This is a genomic window from Streptomyces sp. NPDC050619, assembly GCF_040654815.1.
GTDB lineage: Bacteria > Actinomycetota > Actinomycetes > Streptomycetales > Streptomycetaceae > Streptomyces.
Map to the genome: position 1 here is coordinate 211,476 of NZ_JBFAIR010000009.1, position 22,008 is coordinate 233,483.

The following is a 22,008-nucleotide window of genomic DNA, read 5'->3' on the forward strand; positions in this document are numbered from 1 at the left end:
ATCAGCCCCGGTTCTGTACGTGCTGGTAGCCGAAACGGCCCTTGATGCAGAGATTGCCGTGGGTCACCGGGTTGTCGTGCGGCGAGGTGACCTTCACGATCTCATTGTCCTGCACGTGCAGAGTGAGGTTGCAGCCCACTCCGCAGTACGCGCACACCGTGGTCGTCTCCGTCTGCGCCGACTCGTCCCACGTACCCGCCGCCCGCATGTCGAACTCCGACTTGAACGACAGCGCCCCCGTCGGACACACCTCGATGCAGTTCCCGCAGTACACGCATGCCGAGTCGGTGAGCGGCGCGTCGTGCTCGACCGCGATCCGGGCGTCGAAGCCGCGCCCGGCGACGGAGATCGCGAAGGTGTTCTGCCACTGGTCGCCGCAGGCGTCCACGCACTTGTAGCAGAGGATGCACTTGTCGTAGTCGCGCACATACAGGTCGTTGTCGACCTTCGGTCCTTCGTTGATCCGGGCCGCGTCCGGGCCGAAGCGGTCCGGCTTCGCCTCGTACTCCTTGATCCACTCGGCGACCTGCGGTGTCGTCGACAAGTCGACCGAGGAGGCGAGCAGTTCGAGGACGATCTTGCGGCTGTGACGGGCCCGTTCGGTGTCGGTGCGCACCTCCATGCCGGGCTCCGCCTTGCGGGAGCAGGCCGGGACCAGGGTGCGGGAACCCTCGACCTCGACGACGCAGACCCGGCAGGCGTTCTTCGGGGTGAGGGTGTCGCCCTGGCAGAGCGTCGGGACGTCCTTTCCGGCGGCCCGGCAGGCGTCCAGGATCGTCGAACCCTCGGGAGCGCGCACCGGCTCCCCGTCGAGGGTGAACTCCAGCAGGCGGCGGGGGATGCCCAGCGGTGTCACGGTCATTCGTACGCCCCCAGGCGATCGATGGCGGATTCCACGGCGTTCCACGCGGTCTGTCCCAGACCGCAGATCGAGGCGTCCCGCATCGCGCGGCCGACCTCTTTGAGCAGGGCGATGTCGTCGGCCGTCGCCGCGCCCGTGCGCTCCGCGATCCGGTGCAGCGCCTCTTCCTGCCGCACGGTCCCGACCCGGCACGGCACACACTGCCCGCACGACTCGTCCCGGAAGAACTCGGCGATCCGCAGCAGCAGGCGGGGCAGCGGCACCGTGTCGTCGAAGGCCATGACAACCCCGGAACCGAGCGTCGTGCCCGCCTCCCGGGTGCCTTCGAAGGTGAGCGGGATGCCGGTTTCGTCGGGCCGTACGAAGCCGCCGGCCGCCCCGCCGAGCAGCACCGCCCGCAGCCGGTCCCGTACACCGGCGAGTTCCAGCAGCTCGCCCAGCGTCGCGCCGAACGGCAGCTCGTAGATGCCGGGCCGCTCCACACTGCCCGACACGCAGAACAGCTTCGGCCCGGTGGAGCGGTCCGTGCCGATCGCCGCGTACGCCGGGGCGCCCATCGTCAGGATCGGCAGCACGTTGACCAGCGTCTCGACATTGTTCTCGACCGTGGGCTTCCCGAAGAGGCCCTTCTCCACGGGGAAGGGCGGCTTCGAGCGCGGCTCGCCGCGGTAGCCCTCGATGGAGTTGAACAGGGCCGTCTCCTCGCCGCAGATGTACGCCCCCGCGCCCCGCCGGATCTCGATGTCGAAGGCGTAGCCCTGACCGAGGACGTCGTCGCCGAGCAGTCCGCGTGCACGCGCCTGGTCGACCGCGGACTGCATACGGTGTATTGCCCGCGGATACTCGCCGCGCAGATACAGGTAACCCTGGTGCGCGCCCGTCGCATACGCCGCGATCGTCATGGCCTCGACCAGTGCGTACGGGTCGCCCTCCATGATCACGCGGTCCTTGAAGGTGCCCGGCTCGGACTCGTCCGCGTTGCACACCAGGTAGTGCGGGTGGTCGGGCTGGGACGCCGTGGCCTGCCATTTGCGGCCGGTGGGGAAGGCGGCGCCCCCGCGCCCGACCAGGCCGGAGTCGGTGACCTCGCGGATGACCGCGGCGGGACCGAGCGCGAAGGCCCGGCGCAGGGCGGTGTAGCCGCCGTGGGCGCGGTAGTCGTCCAGACTCGCCGGGTCCACGACACCGACCCGGCGCAGCAGGATCAGGGACGGATCCCCCGCCTGAGGCACCGCCATCGCCGCCGGTGGCTCCTGGGGCGCCGAATCGGGCGCGCTCGCGGCGAGCACGGCCCCACGCACGGTCGCCGGCGCCGACACCGCCGTACGCACCGGATCCCCGGCCTTGATCGCGAGCGCGGCCGGGGCCCGTTCGCACAGGCCGAGGCAGGGGCCGCGCTCGACCGAGACACCACTGCCGACGCCCAGCCGGGCCTCGATCCCGGCGCACAGCTCGGACGCCCCGGCCGCCGCGCACGCGAGGTCCGTGCACACGTGCAGCACGGTCGCGGGCCGGGGTTTGACCGAGAACATCGCGTAGAAGGTCGCGACCCCGTAGGCCTCCGCCGGCGGCACCGTCAGCCGTCGGCACAGGTAGTCGAGGGCGCCCTCGCTGATCCAGCCGACCCGGTCGTTGATCGCGTGCAGCCCCGGCAACAGCAGGTCGCGGCGGTCCCGGGCCGCGCGCCCGCCGCGGGCCCACCTCAGGTCGGCGGCCCTCATCTCATCGCGGTCGGCCCCCTCCCACGAGGACTCCGGAGGGCCGAGCAGCGCGTCGACCGCCGCCCGCTCCTCGTCCGTCGGCTTGCTGTCACCGAAGTGCAGGTCCACTTGCGTCACCTCACGTAGGTCACGACCGGAAGCTTCTCGATCCGGATCGCCGACGCCTTGAACTCCGCCGTCCCCGCGATCGGGCAATTCGCCTCGATGGTCAGCTGGTTGGTGTCCACCTCGTCGGGAAAATGCATGGTCATGAAGGCCAGCCCGGGCCGCAGCGCGGTGTCGATCCACACGGGCGCGACGACCGCCCCGCGCCGCGAGCTGATCCGCACCTCCTCGCCGACCACGACCCCGTACCGCTCGGCGTCCTCCGGGCACAGCTCGACGTACTCGCCGCGCCTGAGCGGAGAGGCGAAACTGCCGCTCTGCACACCGGTGTTGTAGGAGTCCAGCCGTCGGCCGGTCGTCAGCCGGATCGGGAACTCCTCGTCCGTGAGGTCGACCGGCGGATCGTGCTGGACGAGCCCGAACGGCGCCGGGCGACCGCGTTCGGCGGGCTCGGACGACCACAACCGGCCGTGCAGATACGTGGGTTCGAGCGCGTCCGGGTCCGGGCACGGCCACTGGATGCCCTGGTGCTGTGCCAGGCGTTCGTACGTCATCCCGTAGTGGTCCGGCGAGACCGAGCGCAGCTCGTTCCAGACGGCCTCCGCGTCGGCGTACTTCCACTCGTGGCCGAGCCGTGCCGCCAGCTTGCAGATGATGTCGATGTCCTCGCGCGCCTGACCGGGCGGAGTCACCGCTCGCCGGACACGCTGAACTCGGCGCTCGCTGTTGGTCGTTGTGCCGTCCGTCTCGGCCCAGCCGGCGGTGGCGGGCAGCACGACGTCCGCCAACTCGGCCGTCTTCGTGAGGAAGATGTCCTGCACGACAAGGAAGTCGAGCGCTTTCATACGCCGTACGGCCTGTTCGCTGTCCGCCTCCGACTGCGCCGGGTTCTCGCCGATGCAGTAGACGGCCTTGAGTGTGCCCTCCTCCATCGCCTCGAACATCTCCGTCAGGTTCATTCCGTAGTGCGGCTGGATGACGGTGTCCCAGGCCGACTCGAACTTCAGCCGCGCCTCGGGATCGAGGATGTCCTGGAATCCCGGCAGCCGGTTGGGGATGGCGCCCATGTCCCCGCCGCCCTGCACGTTGTTCTGCCCGCGCAGGGGCTGCAACCCCGAGCCGTACCGCCCCACATGCCCGGTCAGCAACGACAGATTGATCAACGCGCGGACGTTGTCCGTGCCGTTGTGGTGCTCGGTGATGCCGAGCGTCCAGCACAGCTGGGCGCGCTCGGCGCGGGCGTAGGCGTGCGCCAACTCCCGTATGGCGGCGGCCGGTACGCCCGTCACCTTCTCGGCGAGGGACAGCGTCCACGGCTCGACGAGTTCGCGGTACTCCTCGAAGTCGCTGGTCGCCCGCTCGATGAACGCCCGGTTCGCGAGCCCCGCGTGGATGATCTCGCGGCCGATCGCGTGCGCCATGGGGATGTCCGTGCCGACGTTCAGGCCGAGCCAGCTCTCGGCCCACTCGGCGGTGGAGGTCCGTCGCGGGTCGACCGCATACAGCCGACCGCCGTTGTGTATGCCCTTCAGCACGTGCTGGAAGAAGATCGGATGCGCGAAGCGGGCGTTGGAGCCCCACATCACGATGACGTCGGCCTGCTCGATCTCCTCGTACGACGAGGTCCCGCCGCCCGAGCCGAAGGCGGCGGAGAGACCGGCGACGCTGGGGGCGTGACACGTCCGGTTGCAGGAGTCGACGTTGTTGGTGCCCATGACGACGCGGGCGAACTTCTGCGCCACGTAGTTCATTTCGTTGGTGGCGCGGGCGCAGGAGAACATCCCGAACGCGCCGCGCGCCGTCGCCAGGCCCCGGGCCGCGCGATCCAGCGCCTCCTCCCAGGTGGCCTGCCGGAATGGCTCGTCCCGGGCGTCCCGGACCAGCGGATGGGTGAGCCGGGTGTAGGTCTTCGGAGTTCGGTCGCGGTTCCTCATACGGCGCTCCTCTCGGCGCTCCTCATGCGGCGCTCCTCAGTGCGAGCAGGTCCGAGATGGCGTGCGCGGTGCGCAGGGTGGGCACCTGGACGCCGGTGATCTCCGCCAGCTCGACGACGGCCGCCAGCAGGACGTCGAGCTCCAGCGGTTTGCCGCGCTCCAGGTCCTGGAGCGTGGACGTGCGGTGGTCGCCGACCCGTTCGGCACCCGCCAGGCGGCGTTCGACGGAGACGCCGACCTCGCAGCCGAGGGCCTCGGCGACCGCGAGCGTCTCGGTCATCATGATCTCGATGACCTTGCGGGTGCCGCCGTGCAGGCACATCTGCCGCATGGTCGCGCGGGCCAGCGCGCTGATCGGGTTGAAGGAGATGTTGCCGAGCAGCTTGATCCAGATGTCGGCCCGCAGCTCGGGTTCGACCGGGCACTTCAGTCCGCCCGCCCGCATCGCCTCGCTGAACGCCAGACAGCGCGCCGAGATGCTGCGGTCGGGCTCGCCGACGGAGAACCGGGTGCCCTCCAAGTGCCGTACGAGACCAGGTCCTTCGAGCTCGGTCGCCGCGTAGACCACGCAGCCGACGGCCCGTTGGGGCGCGAGCACCGCACTGACCGCGCCGTGGGGGTCCACGCTCTCGAGGCGGTGGCCGTCGTGGGGGCCGCCGTGCCGGTGGAAGTACCACCAGGGGATGCCGTTCTGGGCGGCGATCACCGCCGTGGAGTCGTGCAGCAGAGGCTCGATCAGCGGCCCGCACGCCGCGTACGAGTTGGCCTTCAGGCCGAGGAAGACGTAGTCGGCCGGGCCGATCTCGGCCGGATCGTCGGTGGCGTGTGCGTGCGCGGTGAAGTCACCGCGCGGGCTGAGCACCCGCACTCCGTGCTGCCTCATGGCCGCGAGATGCGGTCCACGGGCGACGAGGTGGACGTCGGCGCCCGCACGGTGCAGCGCGGCGCCGACGTAGGCACCGATGGCTCCGGCGCCGAGTACTGCGACTTTCATACGAGGGAGCTCCGTTCGGTCGAGGGATACCGCGGAGATGGCGCATTGCCGAACACTGTCGACGGAATATTGTCTACAGTATGGAAGTTGGGGCAGCAAGGGTTCGCGCAGCACGACGAACGTGCCTCAGGTGCGGCGCACCCTCAGGCGCGCACCCGCACGGGCTCAGGACGATTCGCGTACGACAAGCTCGGTGGGAAGCGTGACGTGCCGACGCGGTTCCTCCGGATCGCCGATCTCCTCCAGAAGGATGTGGGCGATCATGCTGCCGATCTCCTCGACCGGCTGACGCACGGTGGTGAGGGGCGGATTGCTGTGCCGGGCGATGATGGAGTCGTCGAATCCGACCACGGCCACGTCGTCGGGGACGCTCTTGCCCAGTCGGCGCAGCTCCGCCAGCGCCCCCGCCGCCATGACGTCCGAGGCGACGAACACGGCGTCGAGTCCGGGCACTCGTTCAACGAGTGAACGCATCGCGGCCTCGCCGCCCTCCTCGGTGAAGTCGGCCGAGGCCACGAGTCGGTCCGTGGACTCGTGGCCCGCCTTCTCGAGGGCCTCGCGCCAGCCCTGGAGCCTGCTGCGCGCCACGTCCATGTCGAGCGGTCCGCTGATGGTGGCGACGGTCCGCCGCCCCCGCGCGAGCAGGTGGCTGACGGCCGACGCGGCCCCGCCCGCGTTGTCGGAGTGCACATGGCTGAGCGACTCGTCCAGGGAGCGGCGCCCGGCGAGCACCGTGGGCAGCCCCATGTCCTCCAACAGCCCCGGCAGCGGGTCGTGTTCGTGCACCGAGACCAGGAGCACCCCGTCCACCCGCCGCTCCGCCACCGACGCGGTGAGCTGGTCCCGCTCGGCCTGGTCGCGTACGAGCACCAGCTGGAGCTGCGTCCGGGTCTGAGCGAGGGCGGTGCTGACCCCGCGGATGACCGCGGAGAAGTAGGGCTCCGAGCCCAGTCTGCTCTCCGACTCGGGGATCACCAGGGCCACGGAGTTCGTCCTGCTCGTCACCAGCCCCCGGGCAACCGAGTTCGGGACGTAGTTCAGCTCCGCGATGGCGGAGAGCACGGCGGCCCTGGCCTTGTCGCTGACGAGCTCCGAGCCGTTGATGACTCGTGAAACCGTGGTGCGTCCCACGCCGGCGCGCGCTGCCACGGTCTTGATGGTCGGGCGTTGCCTGCCCCCCATGACGCCTCCCTCGTTTCCGCGCCGCCCGGACGGCTCTCACCTGCGCGCATTGTGCCAGACCGGCGCGCGGCGTCCGCGGGGTCCGAACGCGGGGCAGGACATCTTCCCGCAACGAAGTGCTTTCGACTTCTTGACAGACGCCTTTGACGGCCGCCAGGCTTCGAGCTCTCGGCTGGGCACGTTCCCACCTCAGTTTGGGAACGTTCCCACCAGACAAATCGTACCTACGGAGCAGTCCGTGGGGATCGAACTCCGGTGCGTCAGCGCCGCCGCTAGGAGGACGAAATGGACAAGCTCCGAAGGAAATCGCGTACGAGAGTCCTGGCCGCCGTGTCGGCTGTGTCGGCTCTCGGTCTGGTCGTGGGCTGCGGGGGCAGCAGCGACGGGGGAACCGGTGGGGGCAGGGACGGCGACAAGGTCACCATCACCATGGGCCTGTTCGGCGTCATGGGCTTCAAGGAGACCGGGCTGCTCGACAAGTACATGAAGGAGAACCCGAACGTCGTCATCAAGGCGGACGTCGCGGGCGACGAGCAGACCTACTACACCGCCCTGCAGACCCACCTGGCCGCCGGCAGCGGGCTGAAGGACATCCAGGGCATAGAGATCGGTCGGGCCAAGGAACTCTCCGACACCCAGAAGGACAAGTTCGTCGACCTGGCGGGCGTGGCCGGGACGGACCACTTCCTTCCGTGGAAGCAGAGCCAGGTCACCACCGAGGACAAGAAGGTCATCGGCCTCGGCACCGACATCGGCCCGATGGCGGTCTGCTATCGCAAGGACCTCTTCGAGCAGGCCGGCCTGCCCACCGACCGCGACGAGGTCGCCAAGCTGTGGGAGGGCGACTGGTCGAAGTACGTCGCTGCGGGCAAGCGGTTCAAGGCGGAGTCGAAGGACGACAAGGTCGCCTTCATGGACAGCTCCAGCGGACTGTTCAACGCCATGATCTACGGCGACTCCCAGCAGTTCTACGACAAGCAGGGCGAGCTGATCTACGCCACCAACCCTGTCGTGAAGGACGCGTGGAAGCTGGCCTCCGAGGCGGCCACGTCCGATCTGACCGCGAAGCTCCGCCAGTTCCAGCCCGGCTGGGACCCCGGCCTGGCCAACAGCACCTTCGCCAGCACCGTCTGCCCGGCGTGGATGCTCGGGCACATCACCGAGAAGGCGGGCCCGAAGAACAAGGGCAAGTGGGACGTCGCCAAGGCGCCCAAGGGCGCCAACTGGGGCGGATCGTTCCTCGGCGTGATGGAGAAGAGCCCGGTCAAGAAGGAGGCGCAGGAGCTCGTCGCCTGGCTCACCGCCCCCGAGCAGCAGGCCTACCTCTTCAAGGAGCTCGGCAACTTCCCCTCGTCGCAGACCGCGCTGGAGATGCCCGAAGTGGTCGATGCCAAGTCGGACTACTTCAGCGGCGCGCCCATTGGCAAGATCTTCGGCGCCGCGGCCCAGGAGATCCCCGACGAGCAGGTGCTCGGCCGCAAGGACGGCACCATCAAGGACATCTTCTCGCAGGGCCTGACCTTGATCGAGGCGCAGAACAAGAGCCCGAACGAGGCATGGAAGACCACTGACGAGCGCATCGAGAAGGCCGCCGGCTGACAAGCGCTTCGCTGGAAGTCCGGTGCGTCGGCCGCGGGCCCGTCGTGGCTGGTCGCGCCCACGCGGCGGTAGCCGCATATCAATACAGCCCCGCGCCCCTTTGGGGCGCCTCCGCCGCCCGGCGCCCCACGCAAGGCCCGTGTGGGCCGCCGGGCTCCGGCTCGCCTCCCTCACCCTCCAGGAAGGACGCCTTCCGGTGGCCATCTCCACCTCGACACCCCCAGACGGTGCGCCGAGCATCGGCGCGGACCGTCAGCGGCGCCGTACGCTGCTGCACCGTCTCGACGTCCGGGGCGCGCCGTACGCCTTCGTCGCCCCGTTCTTCGTCGTCTTCGCCGCCTTCAGCTTCTACCCGCTCATCTACACCTCGTGGATCTCGCTGCACCGCGTCGAACTGTCGACCATGAACCTCATGGAGTGGGTCGGCTTCGACAACTACACGGCGCTGTGGGACGACGACCGCTTCTGGAACGCGCTGCTCAACACCATCACCATCGGCGTCCTGTCGACCGTGCCGCAGTTGCTGATGGCACTCGGCCTTGCGCACCTGCTCAACTACCGGCTGCGCGGCTCGACGTTCTTCCGCGTCGCCGCCCTGACGCCGTACGCCACGTCGGTCGGTGCCGCCGCCCTCGTGTTCACGATGCTCTTCGAACGCGACTTCGGCATGATCAACTGGATGCTGAGCCTGGTCGGTGTCGACAACATCGACTGGGAGAACAACAAGTGGGCCGCGCAGACGGCGATTTCCTCGATCGTCATCTGGCGCTGGACCGGCTACAACGCCCTGCTCTACCTCGCGGCGATGCAGGCGATCCCGCGCGACCGCTACGAAGCCGCGGCCATCGACGGCGCCTCGCGATGGCAGCAGTTCCTGAAGGTCACCGTCCCCGGCATCCGCTCCACCATCGTGTTCACCATCGTCCTGTCGACGATCGGCGCCACCCAGCTCTTCGGTGAGCCCCTGATCTTCGGCCAGGGCCCGAACGGCATCACCGGGGGAGCGGACAACCAGTACCAGACCCTGGGCCTGCTGCTGTACGAGGAGGGCTGGAAGAACTACCAGATGGGCCGGGCCGCCACGGTCGCCTGGGCGATGTTCCTGCTGCTCATCGCCGTGTTCGTCGTCCAGCGAGTCGTCAAGCGCGTCCTGGCGCGCAAGGCCTGACCGGGAGGTTTCCATGACCACAGACAGCATCCCGGTCCAGGCGGCGGACGCGCGCCCCGGGACCGAGCGCAAGGTCCCCAAGGCCACCCCCGGCGGACGGCGCCGGCAACTGTTCCGGCACCCGGGTGCCGGACGCCAGCACCACGCGGGTCCGGTCGCCTACATCCTGCTGGGGCTCGCGGCCCTGTTCTCGCTCTTCCCGCTCTACTGGACGATGGTGGCGGCGTCGACCGACAACACCCGCGTCACCCAGACGCCTCCGCCGTTCCTGCCGGGACCCCACCTCCTGGAGAACCTCGGCAAGGCCTGGCAGGACGCCGCGCTGGGCAAGGCCATGCTCAACAGCCTGATCGTGGCCGGTGTGATCGCCCTGTCCACGGTGCTGTTCGCCACCCTCGCCGGCTTCGCGTTCGCCAAACTCCGCTTCAAGGGCCGCAACATCCTGCTGATGCTCGTGATCGGCACCATGATGGTGCCGCCGCAGCTCGGCGTCGTACCGCTGTTCATGATGATGACGGAGCTCGGCTGGGGCCAGAAGCTGCCCGCCGTCATCTTCCCCACGCTCGTCAGCGCCGTCGGCGTGTTCTTCATGCGGCAGTACCTGTCCGAGGCCCTGCCCGACGAACTCGTCGAGGCCGGGCGGGTGGACGGTGCGCACTCCCTGCGCATCTTCTGGAGCATCGTGCTGCCGATCGCCCGGCCTCCGATGGCCGTGCTGTTCATGATCACGTTCGTGCACGCCTGGAACGACTTCTTCTGGCCCTTCATCGTGCTCGACATGACCAATCCGACGGTCCCCGTCGCGCTGACCCAGCTCAGCGCGGGATACGTGCGCGACCAGTCGCTGATCATGGCGGGCGCGCTGCTCGGCACGCTGCCCCTGCTCGCCATGTTCATCATCTTCGGCCGTCAGATCGTCGGCGGAATCATGCAGGGAGCGGTCAAGGGATGAGCGCTCCGCAGTACTCCCCGCCGTCGCCGCGGCACTAGCCCCACTCGTCAACGTCCCCGTCTGGAAGGACCCACGTGACCACCGCAACCCGACGTGTCGCGCCCGCCCCGGAGAACACCGCCGCCATCAGGTTCCCGCAGGGATTCACCTGGGGCACGGCGACCGCCGCGTACCAGATCGAGGGCGCCGCCGCCGCGGACGGACGTACCCCGTCGATCTGGGACACCTACTCGCACACGCCCGGCCGAGTGCGCAACGGCGACACCGGTGACGTCGCCACCGACCACTACCACCGCTGGCGCGAGGACGTCGCGATCATGGCCGACCTCGGGGTGAGCGCCTACCGGTTCTCCCTGTCGTGGCCGCGCGTGCAGCCGACCGGCCGCGGCCCGGCCGTCGAGAAGGGGCTCGACTTCTATCGCGCCCTGACCGACGCACTGCTGGAGAAGGGCATCGAGCCGGTCGTCACGCTCTACCACTGGGACCTGCCCCAGGAGTTGGAGGACGCGGGCGGCTGGCCGGAGCGCGTCACCGCCGACCGGTTCGCCGACTACGCGACCCTGGCGGCCCGCGCGCTGGGGGACCGGGTGAAGACCTGGACCACCCTCAACGAGCCCTGGTGCAGCGCCTTCCTCGGCTACGGCTCGGGTGTCCACGCGCCCGGGCGCACCGACCCGGTCGCGGCCCTGCGCGCGGCGCACCACCTCAACCTCGCCCACGGCAAGGCCGTCCAGGCGCTGCGCGCGGAACTGCCCTCCCGCGCGCGGACGTCCATCACGCTGAACATCCACCACGTCCGTGCGCTGACCGAGACCGCCGCGGACCTCGACGCGGCCCGCCGGATCGACGCCCTGGCCAACCGCGTCTTCACCGGTCCCATGCTGGAGGGCCAGTACCCGCGGGATCTCCTCCAGGACACGGCGAGCCTGACCGACTGGTCCTTCGTACGGGACGGCGACACCGCCACGATCCACCAGCCGCTGGACTTCCTGGGCGTCAACTACTACACACCCACGCTCGTTTCCGCCGCGACCGGCGAGGCCGGCCACGACTCCGACGGCCACGGGGCGAGCGAGCACAGTCCCTGGCCGGGCGCCGACGACGTCGCCTTCCACCGGCCGCCGGGCAGCACCACCGCGATGGGCTGGGCGGTCGACCCCAGCGGCCTGTACGACCTGCTGATGCGACTCAAGGCGGACTTCCCCGCCATGCCCGTGATGATCACCGAGAACGGGGCCGCGTTCGACGACTATGTCAACCCGGAGGGCGAGGTGGCCGACCCCGACCGCATCGCCTACCTCCACGGCCATCTGTCGGCCGTGCACCGCGCGATCGGCGCCGGCGCCGATGTCCGGGGCTACTTCCTGTGGTCCCTGCTGGACAACTTCGAATGGGGCTACGGCTACAGCAAGCGCTTCGGCGCCGTCTACGTCGACTACCCGACCGGCAAGCGCATCCCCAAGGCCAGCGCACGGTGGTACGCCGACGTGGCCCGCACCGGCACCCTGCCGGAGGGGAGCGGCCAGAACCGGTGAGCAAGGGGGGGAGCGGTAGTGGGGGAAAACCGGTCGGTACGACCGTTCGGCGCGTGCTGCATACCGCTCATCGAATACAGTCGACGCGCCGCCTTTTCAACTACCGTCTTCCTTCCTACCGTTCGGGATCATGAGTCCCCCAGTCGCACCCCCAGGGTGGAGCCGCTGGCTGGTTCCGCCCGCCGCGCTCTCGGTCCACCTCTCCATCGGCCAGGCGTACGCCTGGAGCGTGTTCAAGCCGCCCCTCGAGTCCGCGCTCGGCCTCAGCGGCACGCAGAGCGCGTTGCCCTTCCAGCTCGGCATCGTCATGCTCGGCCTGTCCGCCGCCTTCGGCGGCACGCTCGTGGAGCGCAACGGGCCGCGCTGGGCGATGACCGTGGCCCTGGTCTGTTTCTCCTCCGGCTTCCTGCTCTCCGCGCTCGGCGCGGCCACCGAGCAGTACTGGCTGATCGTCTTCGGCTACGGATTCGTCGGCGGGATCGGCCTCGGCATCGGCTACATCTCGCCCGTCTCGACCTTGATCAAGTGGTTCCCGGACCGGCCCGGCATGGCCACCGGCATCGCGATCATGGGCTTCGGCGGCGGCGCGCTGATCGCCTCGCCCTGGTCGGCGCAGATGCTGGAGTCGTTCGGCAGTGACAGCTCCGGGATCGCGCTCGCGTTTTTGGTACACGGGCTTTCGTATGCGGTCTTCATGACGCTGGGTGTGCTGCTGGTACGGGTGCCGCGCTCCGAGAAGCCGGTCGACGGCGCCCCGAGTGTTCTCGAAGGGCCTCAGGTCTCCGCCCGCGGCGCCGTGCGCACCCCGCAGTTCTGGTGCCTGTGGGTCGTGCTCTGCATGAACGTCACCGCCGGGATCGGCATCCTGGAGAAGGCCGCCCCGATGATCACGGACTTCTTCGCGGGCACCTCGACACCGGTGTCGGTGTCGGCCGCCGCCGGCTTCGTCGCCCTGCTGTCGGCGGCCAACATGGCGGGCCGGATCGGCTGGTCGTCGACCTCCGACCTGATCGGCCGCAAGAACATCTACCGCGTCTACCTGGGCGTGGGCGCGGTGATGTACGCGCTGATCGCGCTGTTCGGCGATTCGTCCAAGCCGCTGTTCATCCTGTGCGCGCTGGTGATTCTGTCCTTCTACGGCGGCGGATTCGCGACCATCCCCGCCTATCTGAAGGACCTCTTCGGGACCTATCAGGTCGGCGCGATCCACGGCCGGCTGCTCACCGCCTGGTCCACGGCCGGGGTCCTCGGGCCGCTGATCGTGAACTGGATCGCCGACCGGCAGGAGGAGGCCGGCAAAGACGGCGCGTCCCTGTACGGTCTGTCCTTCGTCATCATGATCGGGCTGCTCGTCGTCGGCTTCGTCGCCAACGAACTGGTCCGGCCCGTCCACGCCCGCCATCTCATCCCCGCCCCGAGGGAGGCCGCCGATGTCGAACGACAGCAGTCAGAGTCCGCCTGACCGGCGGGGGCTGATCGCCCTCGCCTGGGTGTGGGTGGGGGCACCGCTCGCCTATGGTCTGTATGAGCTCGTACAGAAGGCGACACAGCTGTTCACCAGGTAACGGTCCACAAGTGTTCGGGCGTCCGAGGGTCTGACGGAAGATGACAACCCGGGCGCCCGTTTCCTGTGGCTTCACGTGCCGTCGTACCGGCGAGTCACTGATCAGACTGGAGAATCCCGCTACCTGAAGCAATGAGGGGGATCCACCATGAACGGCTCACGCATCGCCGCCGTCGGTCACTACCAGCCCGCCAGGGTGCTCACCAACGAGGACCTGGCGGGCCTGGTCGACACCAGTGACGAGTGGATCAGGAGCCGGGTGGGCATCCGCACCCGGCGTATCGCGGGTCCCGACGAGCCGGTCGACGAGCTGGCCGCCCACGCCGCCGCCAAGGCGCTCGCGACGGCCGGTCTCACGCCCGGCGACATCGACCTGGTCCTCGTCGCCACGTCCACGGCCGTCAACCGCTCGCCGAACATGGCCGCCCGCGTCGCCGCCCGGCTCGGCATCCCGTCGCCCGCCGCGATGGACCTCAACGTCGTGTGTGCGGGTTTCACCCACGCCCTGGCCACCGCCGACCACACCCTCCGCGCGGGCGCGGCGAGCCGGGCCCTTGTCATCGGCGCCGACAAGATGTCCGAGGTGGCCGACTGGAGCGACCGCACGACCTGCGTGCTCGTCGGCGACGGGGCGGGGGCCGCCGTGGTGGAGGCGGCGTCCTCGGGTGACGCGCCCGGGATCGGGCCCGTGCTGTGGGGGTCGGCGCCCGAGATGGGCAACGCGGTGCGGATCGAGGGGCAGCCCGCGCGGTTCGCGCAGGAGGGGCAGAGCGTCTACCGCTGGGCGACCACGCAGCTGCCGCCCCTCGCCCGCCGGGCGTGCGAGCGCGCGGGACTCACCCCCGCGGACCTCGCCGCGGTCGTCCTGCACCAGGCGAACCTGCGCATCATCGAGCCGCTCGCCGAGAAGATCGGCGCCGTCAACGCCGTGGTCGCGCGCGATGTCACCGAATCGGGTAACACGTCGGCGGCGAGCATTCCGCTCGCGTTCTCCAAGCTGGTGGAGCGCGGCGAGATCTCCACGGGGGATCCGGTGCTGCTGTTCGGCTTCGGCGGCAACCTGTCGTACGCCGGACAGGTCGTCCGCTGCCCCTGACGCGCCGCTGAGCGCCCTGAAGTGCTTGTACAACGGGGTGTGACGAGGGCTGTGACGAGGCCAACTCCCCGTTCCTCTGGCGACTGTGCACCGTAGACTGTAGACGAAAGACAATCGATACTGGGCTCTACGGTGACGCCGGCTCCGCGGCCGCTGTGCACTGCCCTGCCGAGGAGGGGGACCGCGATGTTGTCGACAGGACTGCCGCAGGGGGCTGTGCCCAAGCTCGAACGGCCGGGGCCGTTGCGCGAGCGCGTCTACGAGGCGCTGCTCGAACTGATCACCACGCGCGCGCTCCAGCCCGGCCAGCACCTCGTCGAGAGCGAACTCGCCGGGCACCTCGGGGTCTCCCGGCAGCCGGTGCGCGAGGCCCTCCAGCGGCTGAACACCGAGGGCTGGGTCGATCTACGGCCCGCCCAGGGCGCGTTCGTGCACGAGCCGACCGAGGAGGAGGCCGACCAACTCTTCACCGTGCGCACCTTGTTGGAGGCCGAGGCCGCCGGGCTCGCCGCCGCGAACGCGGACAAGGCCGGCATCGACGCACTGCAAGTGCTCATGGAGCAGGGCAGGGTGGCCGTCGCCTCCGACGACGTGGACGCCGCCGTCGCGCTGAACGCCCGCTTCCACGGGAAGATCATGGAACTCGCGGGCAACGCCGTCCTCGCCGAGCTCGCCGAGCAGGTCGACCGGCGGGTGCGCTGGTACTACACGCCGATCGCCCGCCAGCGCGGGCAGCAGTCCTGGGTCGAACACCAGAGCCTGATCATCGCGATCTCCGACGGGGACGGGCAGCGCGCCACCCGGCTCATGCGCGAGCACACCGAGCACACGCGCCGCTCCTACCACGCCCGCCAACGGCCTTAAGCGCGGCCCCTCGTCAGCAGGTTCCGGGCCCCTGGCGCCGTAGGCGAGCGTGGTGGGCCCGGGTGGCACCAGGACATCCCTCTCTTTGTCCTGTGAGTGGAGAAAGTTGGCAGCAATCTCTGCACAGCTTCTTCCCAGCTTCGGCAGCCGCTGCTACGTTCCCCTCGAAAGCCCGACAGCAGGCGGCCGATTGAGGCGGGGAGGGGCTCGTGAGACGCATGACGGCACGACCCGCGAACGCCCACCAGGCCCGGCTGCTCACGCTGCTCAGGGACGGCGGCCCCAACTCCCGTGCGCAGCTGGGCGATCAGGTCGACCTGTCGCGGTCCAAGCTGGCCGTGGAGGTCGACCGGCTGCTGGAGACGGGCCTGGTCGTGGCCGACGGACTTGCCGCCTCGCGCGGCGGCCGGCGCTCCCACAACATCCGGCTCGCCCCCAACCTGCGTTTCCTCGGCGTCGACATCGGCGCGACCTCGGTCGACGTCGCCGTCACCAACGCCGAACTGGAGATTCTCGGTCACCTCAACCAGCCCATGGACGTACGCGAGGGCCCGGTCGCGGTCTTCGAGCAAGTCCTGTCCATGGCGGCGAAGTTGAGGGCGTCGGGGCTCGCGGAAGGGTTCGACGGCGCCGGCATCGGCGTCCCGGGACCCGTCCGCTTCCCTGAAGGCGTGCCGGTGGCACCGCCGATCATGCCGGGCTGGGACGGCTTCCCCGTGCGGGAGGCGCTCAGCCAGGAACTCGGCTGCCCCGTCATGGTCGACAACGACGTGAACCTGATGGCGATGGGGGAGATGCACGCGGGCGTCGCACGCTCCGTGGGCGACTTCCTCTGCGTCAAGATCGGCACCGGCATCGGCTGCGGCATCGTCGCCGGCGGTGACGTCCACCGCGGTACGACGGGCAGTGCCGGCGACATCGGGCACATCCAGGCCGTGCCCGACGGACGTCCGTGCGCCTGCGGCAACCGGGGCTGCCTGGAGGCCCACTTCAGCGGGGCGGCCCTCGCCCGGGACGCCACGGACGCGGCCCAGCAGGGCCGGTCGGCGGAACTCGCGACGCGGCTGGAGGCGAACGGCGGCCTCACCGCCGTCGACGTCGCCGCCGCAGCCGCCGCGGGCGACGCCACCTCGCTCGATCTGATCCGCGAGGGCGGCAACCGCGTCGGCCAGGTCATCGCCGGCCTGGTCAGCTTCTTCAACCCCGGCCTGGTGGTGATCGGCGGCGGGGTGACCGGCCTCGGCCACACCCTGCTCGCCGCCATCCGCACCCAGGTCTACCGCCAGTCGCTGCCGCTCGCGACCGGCAACCTGCCCATCGTCCTGGGGGAGTTGGGCCCCACCGCCGGAGTCATCGGCGCGGCCCGCCTCATCAGCGACCACCTCTTCTCACCCGCGTAAGCACCGCTCCGTAAGCACCGCTCCGTAAGCACCGCTCCGCCAGCACGGCTTTCGTACGGCACACCAGCGCATACCGCTGCTCTGCCCTGCCCTGAATCCGGCCCGCACGCCAGCCAGGGGGACCAACCATGGCACCCGAAGCACCGCTGCTCAGCATGTTCGGCATCACCAAGTCGTTCCCCGGAGTCCGGGCCCTCGACGGCGTCGACCTCGACGTCCAGGCCGGTGAGGTGCACTGCCTCCTTGGCCAGAACGGGGCCGGGAAGTCCACGCTCATCAAGGTCCTGGCCGGCGCCCACCAGCCCGACACCGGCACCATCCGCTGGCGCGGCGACGACGTCACGCTGCGCTCGCCGATCGCCGCGATGCGCCTCGGCATCGCCACCATCTACCAGGAACTCGACCTGGTGGAGCACCTGTCGGTCGCCGAGAACGTCCACCTCGGCCATGAACCCACGGCCGCCGGCTTCGTCGTACGAGGCAAGGCCGCCCGGACCTCGACGACCGCTCTGCTCAAGCGACTTGGGCATCCGGAGATCGAACCCGGGTGCCTGGTAGGGGAGTTGTCGGCCGCGCAGCAGCAGATCGTGTCCATGGCGCGGGCCCTCTCGCACGACGTACGACTGATCGTGATGGACGAACCGTCCGCCGCCCTCGACCCGGACGAGGTCGACAACCTCTTCCGGATCGTCGGCGACCTCACCGCCGACGGAGTCGCGGTCGTCTACATCTCCCACCGGCTGGAGGAGATCCGCCGCATCGGCGACCGCGTCACCGTGCTCAAGGACGGACGGGCCGTCGCGGGCGGACTGCCCGCCAAGGCGACGCCGACCCGCGAGGTCGTCGCGTTGATGACGGGACGCAACGTCGAGTACGTGTTTCCCGAGCGCCCGGTGTCGGCGCCCGACGGCGCGGCGGTCCTGGAGGTCCAAGGGCTGGCCCGGGACAGCGAGTTCGCCCCCCTCGACCTGAGCATCCGCCCCGGGGAGATCGTCGGCCTCGCCGGACTCGTCGGCTCGGGCCGCTCCGAGATCCTGGAGACGATCTACGGCGCCCGCAGGCCCACCGCCGGCCGCGTCCTGGTCGACGGTCGCCCGCTGCGGCCCGGCAGCGTACGCGCCGCCGTCCGGGCCGGACTCGGGCTCGCTCCCGAGGAACGCAAGGCGCAGGCGCTGCTGATGCTGGAGTCGGTCACCCGCAATGTCTCCGTCTCCTCCATGTCCCGCTTCTCACGCGGCGGTTGGCTCGACCGGGGCGCGGAACAGAGCGCGGCGCGGGCCGCGACCCGCGAGCTGTCGCTGCGGCCCGACAATCCGAACGTTCCGATCCGCACCCTCTCCGGCGGCAACCAGCAGAAGGCCGTCCTGGCCCGCTGGCTGCTGCGCGGCTGCCGGGTGCTGCTGCTCGACGAACCGACCCGAGGGGTCGACGTCGGCGCCCGCGCCGAACTGTATGCAGTCATCCGTCGACTTGCTGATGAAGGCCTCGCCGTGCTGCTCGTCTCCAGCGAGGTCCCCGAGGTGCTCGGCCTCGCCGACCGCGTCCTGGTACTGCGCGAGGGCCGCGTCGTCCACACGGCACCCGCCCGTGAACTGGACGAACACCGCGTACTCGACTTGGTCATGGAAGGAAGCCCGGCGTCATGACGCAGCCCGTCTCCCCGCCCCGGGACAGTGCCGACAAGGTGCCGTCGATGAGTCAACCCCCCGCCTGGCGCGCCCTCGTGTTCCGCGCCGACCTCCGCACCCTCTCCCTCCTCGGGGTGCTCGCCGCCCTGATCCTCATCGGCGGCATCACCAAGCCCGACGAGTTCCTCGACACCCGCAACCTCCAACTCGTCCTCACCCAGGCCTCGGTGATCGGCGTCGTCACCGTCGGGATGACCTTCGTCATCACGTCCGGCGGCATCGACCTGTCCGTCGGCGCGATCGTCGCGCTCGCCTCGGTGTGGGCGACCACCGTCGCCACCCAGGAGTACGGTTTCGGCGGCATCCTCCTCACCTCGGTGCTCGTCGGCCTCGGCTGCGGCCTGGTCAACGGACTGCTCATCGCGTACGGCGGGATGGTCCCGTTCATCGCCACGCTCGCCATGCTGGCCTCGGCGCGCGGCCTGGCCCTCCAGATCACCGACGGCCGCACACAGATCGTCACCGTCGACGGGATCCTCGACCTCGGCGAACGCGACTCCTACGTGCTCGGTGTGCCGCCGCTGGTGATGGTGTTCGCGGTCGTGACGATCATCGGCTGGCTCGTGCTGAACCGGACGACCTTCGGGCGTCGCACCGTCGCCGTCGGCGGCAACGCGGAGGCGGCCCGGCTCGCCGGCATCGACGTCCGCCGTCAGCGGCTGTACCTCTACCTGCTGTCCGGACTGTGCTGCGGCGTCGCCGCCTTCCTGCTGATCATCCTGTCCGGCTCGGGCCAGAACACCAACGGCAACCTCTACGAACTCGACGCCATCGCGGCCGCGATCATCGGCGGCACGCTGCTCAGCGGGGGCCGCGGCACCATCACCGGTTCCGTGCTCGGCGTCCTGATCTTCACCACGATCACCAACATCTTCGCCCTGAACAACCTGCAGAGCGACGTCCAGCAGATCGCCAAGGGCGCGATCATCGTCGCCGCCGTGCTGGTGCAGCGCCGTACCGCGAGCACGACCTGAAGAAAGGGTTCACCGCCATGCCAGAGCCGACGTCTTTTCCGAGCCGCTTCACCAGTCGCAGAGGACTGCTCTTCGGGACCGCCGCAGTCTCGGCCGGTGCCCTGCTGACAGGTTGCACCAGCAACGAGTCGAGCGACGACGAGCCCGCCGCGAATGACCAGCCGGCCGCCGAGGACAAGCCCGGCAAGCAGGTCACCATCGGCTTCGCCGGCCCGCAGGCCGACCACGGCTGGCTCAACGCCATCAACGACAACGCCAAGAGCCGCGCCAAGAAGTACTCCGACGTCACTCTGGAGATCACCGAGGGATCGAACGACACCGCCGCGCAGATCGGGCAGATCGAGACCCTCATCAACAAGAAGGTCGACGTCCTGGTCGTACTGCCCGCCGACGGCAAGGCGCTCACCCAGGTCGGTCTCAAGGCGATGCGCGCGGGCATCCCGGTCGTCAACCTGGACCGGATCTTCAACACCCCGCAGGCGTACCGCTGTTGGATCGGCGGCGACAACTACGGCATGGGCCTCAGCGCCGGCCACTACATCGGCGAGCAGCTCAAGGGGAAGTCGGGGGCCCTGGTCATCGAGCTCGCGGGCCTCGACAACCTGGAGCTCACCAAGCAGCGCAGCCAGGGCTTCGACGACGCGTTGAAGAACTACCCCAACGTCCGCAAGGTGGCCCGCCAGGCCGCCGACTTCACGGTCGAGTCCGGACAGGCCAAGATGGCCCAACTCCTCCAGGCACAGCCCAAGTTCGACGCGCTGTGGAACCACGACGACGACCAGGGCGTGGGCGCGCTGCGCGCCATCGAGCAGGCCGGACGCGACGACTTCCTGATGGTCGGGGGCGCGGGCGCGCTGTCCGCCTTCCAGGCCATCAAGCAGGACAACGGCGTCCTGAAGGCGACCGTCCTCTACCCGCCGACCATGGCCGCCTCCGCGATCGACCTCGCTCGCGCCCTCGGCCAGGCCAAGGGCGTCAGCGGCCTCGCCGAGTACGAGATCCCGGCCTCGCTCACGCTCTACTCGGCCGTCGTCGACAAGGACAACGTCGACCAGTACATGTCCACCGGCTTCAAGTGAGGCGTCCGCTCCACCGGGCCGGCCCAAGCGGCGGCTCGGCCCCCACCCCCCACCGCGCCACGACGACGAGGAGGACATCCGCATGGGCAACCCGCAGCAGTCAGCAGGGGCAGGGCAAGCGAAGCCACCGCTGCGCGTCGGCATGGTCGGCTACGCCTTCATGGGCGCCGCCCATTCCCAGGGCTGGCGCACCGCGGGCCGCGTCTTCGACCTGCCCCGCACCCCGGTGCTGGCCGCGATCTGCGGGCGGAACGAGACCGCCGTGCGCGCGGCGGCCGACCGGCACGGCTGGGCGACGGCCGAGACCGACTGGCGGGCCCTGGTCGAGCGGGACGACATCGACCTCGTCGACATCTGCACCCCAGGCGACAGCCACGCCGAGATCGCCCTCGCCGCGCTGGCCGCCGGCAAGCACGTGCTGTGCGAGAAGCCCCTCGCGAACACCGTCGAAGAGGCCGAGACGATGACTTCGGCGGCCGAAGCGGCCTATGGGCGCGGACAGTTGGCGATGGTCGGCTTCAACTACCGCCGGGTGCCCGCCACCACGCTCGCCCGGAACATGGTCGCCGAGGGCAGGCTCGGAAGGTTGCGCCACGTCCGGGTGACGTACCTTCAGGACTGGCTCGTGGACCCGCGGTTCCCGCTCACCTGGCGGCTGCGCAAGGAGCAGGCCGGTTCGGGCTCGCTCGGCGACCTGGGCGCGCACATCGTCGACCTCGCGCAGTACCTGGCGGGGGAGCGGCTGGCGGGGGTGTCCGCTCTGACGGAAACCTTCGTACGGGAACGCCCCCTGCCCGTAGGTGCAAGCAGTGGCCTGTCCGCCGTCTCGTCCACCGGCACCGGCCAGGTCACCGTGGACGACGCCGCCCTGTTCACCGGCCGCTTCACCTCCGGCGCCCTCGCCTCCTTCGAGGCCACCCGGTACGCCACCGGCCGCAAGAACGCCCTCGGCATCGAACTCAACGGCGAGCGCGGCTCGTTGGCCTTCGACCTGGAGCGGCTCAACGAACTCGCCTACCACGACGGTACGGAGCCCGGGGCGCACGCCGGCTTCCGCCGCATCCTCGTCACCGAACCCGACCACCCCTACCTGGAGGCCTGGTGGCCCCCGGGCCACGGCCTCGGCTACGAGCACACCTTCGTCCACCAGGCCCGCGACCTGGTCCACGCGATCGCCGAGGGCCGCCGGCCGGAACCGTCCTTCGCCGACGGGCTGCAAGTGCAGCGTGTGCTGGCGGCGGTGGAGGAGAGCGCCGAGAAGAACTCCGTCTACACACCCATCGCGGTCTGA

At 69.9% G+C, this 22,008-nt stretch carries 17 protein-coding genes; 12 read left to right on the forward strand and 5 right to left on the reverse strand.

Annotated elements, in window-relative coordinates:
• Position 1 precedes the first annotated feature (1 nt).
• From AB0I77_RS17510 to AB0I77_RS17530, 5 genes are all read right to left on the reverse strand, one after another.
• The gene (locus AB0I77_RS17510) at positions 2-862 is read right to left on the reverse strand and encodes a 2Fe-2S iron-sulfur cluster-binding protein (RefSeq protein WP_363283436.1); all 861 of its coding nucleotides are present in this window, start codon (positions 860-862) and stop codon (positions 2-4) included.
• A complete protein-coding gene (locus AB0I77_RS17515; protein ID WP_363283524.1) occupies positions 859-2,691 on the reverse strand; it encodes an NAD(P)H-dependent oxidoreductase subunit E in 1,833 nt (610 codons plus the stop codon). Before AB0I77_RS17515 ends, AB0I77_RS17510 begins: the two co-directional genes overlap by 4 nt.
• A gap of 5 nt (positions 2,692-2,696) precedes the next feature.
• Positions 2,697-4,622 (reverse strand): molybdopterin-dependent oxidoreductase, encoded by a 1,926-nt coding sequence (locus tag AB0I77_RS17520; protein WP_363283437.1) that lies wholly within the window; start codon positions 4,620-4,622, stop codon positions 2,697-2,699.
• 22 nt (positions 4,623-4,644) lie between these two features.
• The gene (locus tag AB0I77_RS17525) at positions 4,645-5,616 is read right to left on the reverse strand and encodes a 2-dehydropantoate 2-reductase (protein ID WP_363283438.1); all 972 of its coding nucleotides are present in this window, start codon (positions 5,614-5,616) and stop codon (positions 4,645-4,647) included.
• Between the two features lie 165 nt (positions 5,617-5,781).
• Complete coding sequence (locus AB0I77_RS17530) at positions 5,782-6,798, reverse strand: LacI family DNA-binding transcriptional regulator (protein ID WP_363283439.1); 1,017 nt, start codon at positions 6,796-6,798, stop codon at positions 5,782-5,784.
• Positions 6,799-7,083: 285 nt separating this feature from the next.
• Here AB0I77_RS17530 and AB0I77_RS17535 point away from each other — a divergent pair, with 285 nt between their 5' ends.
• The 12 genes from AB0I77_RS17535 to AB0I77_RS17590 all read left to right on the forward strand — a co-directional run bounded on the left by AB0I77_RS17535 (position 7,084) and on the right by AB0I77_RS17590 (position 22,008).
• Positions 7,084-8,397 (forward strand): extracellular solute-binding protein, encoded by a 1,314-nt coding sequence (locus AB0I77_RS17535; RefSeq protein WP_363283440.1) that lies wholly within the window; start codon positions 7,084-7,086, stop codon positions 8,395-8,397.
• Positions 8,398-8,635: 238 nt separating this feature from the next.
• Positions 8,636-9,565, forward strand: a complete 930-nt coding sequence (locus AB0I77_RS17540; RefSeq protein ID WP_363283525.1) for a sugar ABC transporter permease — start codon at positions 8,636-8,638, stop codon at positions 9,563-9,565.
• A 13-nt stretch (positions 9,566-9,578) separates the two neighbouring features.
• A complete protein-coding gene (locus AB0I77_RS17545) occupies positions 9,579-10,517 on the forward strand; it encodes a carbohydrate ABC transporter permease (protein ID WP_363283441.1) in 939 nt (312 codons plus the stop codon).
• A gap of 74 nt (positions 10,518-10,591) precedes the next feature.
• Positions 10,592-12,052: a GH1 family beta-glucosidase gene (locus AB0I77_RS17550; RefSeq protein WP_363283442.1), complete on the forward strand. Its 1,461-nt coding sequence runs from the start codon at positions 10,592-10,594 to the stop codon at positions 12,050-12,052.
• A 130-nt stretch (positions 12,053-12,182) separates the two neighbouring features.
• The gene (locus tag AB0I77_RS17555) at positions 12,183-13,514 is read left to right on the forward strand and encodes an OFA family MFS transporter (protein WP_363283443.1); all 1,332 of its coding nucleotides are present in this window, start codon (positions 12,183-12,185) and stop codon (positions 13,512-13,514) included.
• Positions 13,515-13,764: 250 nt separating this feature from the next.
• A complete protein-coding gene (locus AB0I77_RS17560) occupies positions 13,765-14,712 on the forward strand; it encodes a beta-ketoacyl-ACP synthase III (RefSeq protein ID WP_363283444.1) in 948 nt (315 codons plus the stop codon).
• 186 nt (positions 14,713-14,898) lie between these two features.
• Complete coding sequence (locus AB0I77_RS17565) at positions 14,899-15,576, forward strand: GntR family transcriptional regulator (protein ID WP_363283445.1); 678 nt, start codon at positions 14,899-14,901, stop codon at positions 15,574-15,576.
• A 218-nt stretch (positions 15,577-15,794) separates the two neighbouring features.
• Entirely contained in the window at positions 15,795-16,976 is a 1,182-nt protein-coding gene (locus AB0I77_RS17570; RefSeq protein WP_363283446.1) for an ROK family transcriptional regulator, read from the forward strand.
• Positions 16,977-17,104: 128 nt separating this feature from the next.
• Complete coding sequence (locus AB0I77_RS17575; protein WP_363283447.1) at positions 17,105-18,622, forward strand: sugar ABC transporter ATP-binding protein; 1,518 nt, start codon at positions 17,105-17,107, stop codon at positions 18,620-18,622.
• On the forward strand, positions 18,619-19,638 hold the full coding sequence (locus AB0I77_RS17580) for an ABC transporter permease (RefSeq protein ID WP_363283448.1): 1,020 nt from the start codon (positions 18,619-18,621) through the stop codon (positions 19,636-19,638). Before AB0I77_RS17575 ends, AB0I77_RS17580 begins: the two co-directional genes overlap by 4 nt.
• Positions 19,639-19,655: 17 nt before the next feature.
• The gene (locus tag AB0I77_RS17585; protein WP_363283449.1) at positions 19,656-20,717 is read left to right on the forward strand and encodes a substrate-binding domain-containing protein; all 1,062 of its coding nucleotides are present in this window, start codon (positions 19,656-19,658) and stop codon (positions 20,715-20,717) included.
• A gap of 82 nt (positions 20,718-20,799) precedes the next feature.
• Positions 20,800-22,008: a Gfo/Idh/MocA family oxidoreductase gene (locus AB0I77_RS17590; RefSeq protein WP_363283450.1), complete on the forward strand. Its 1,209-nt coding sequence runs from the start codon at positions 20,800-20,802 to the stop codon at positions 22,006-22,008.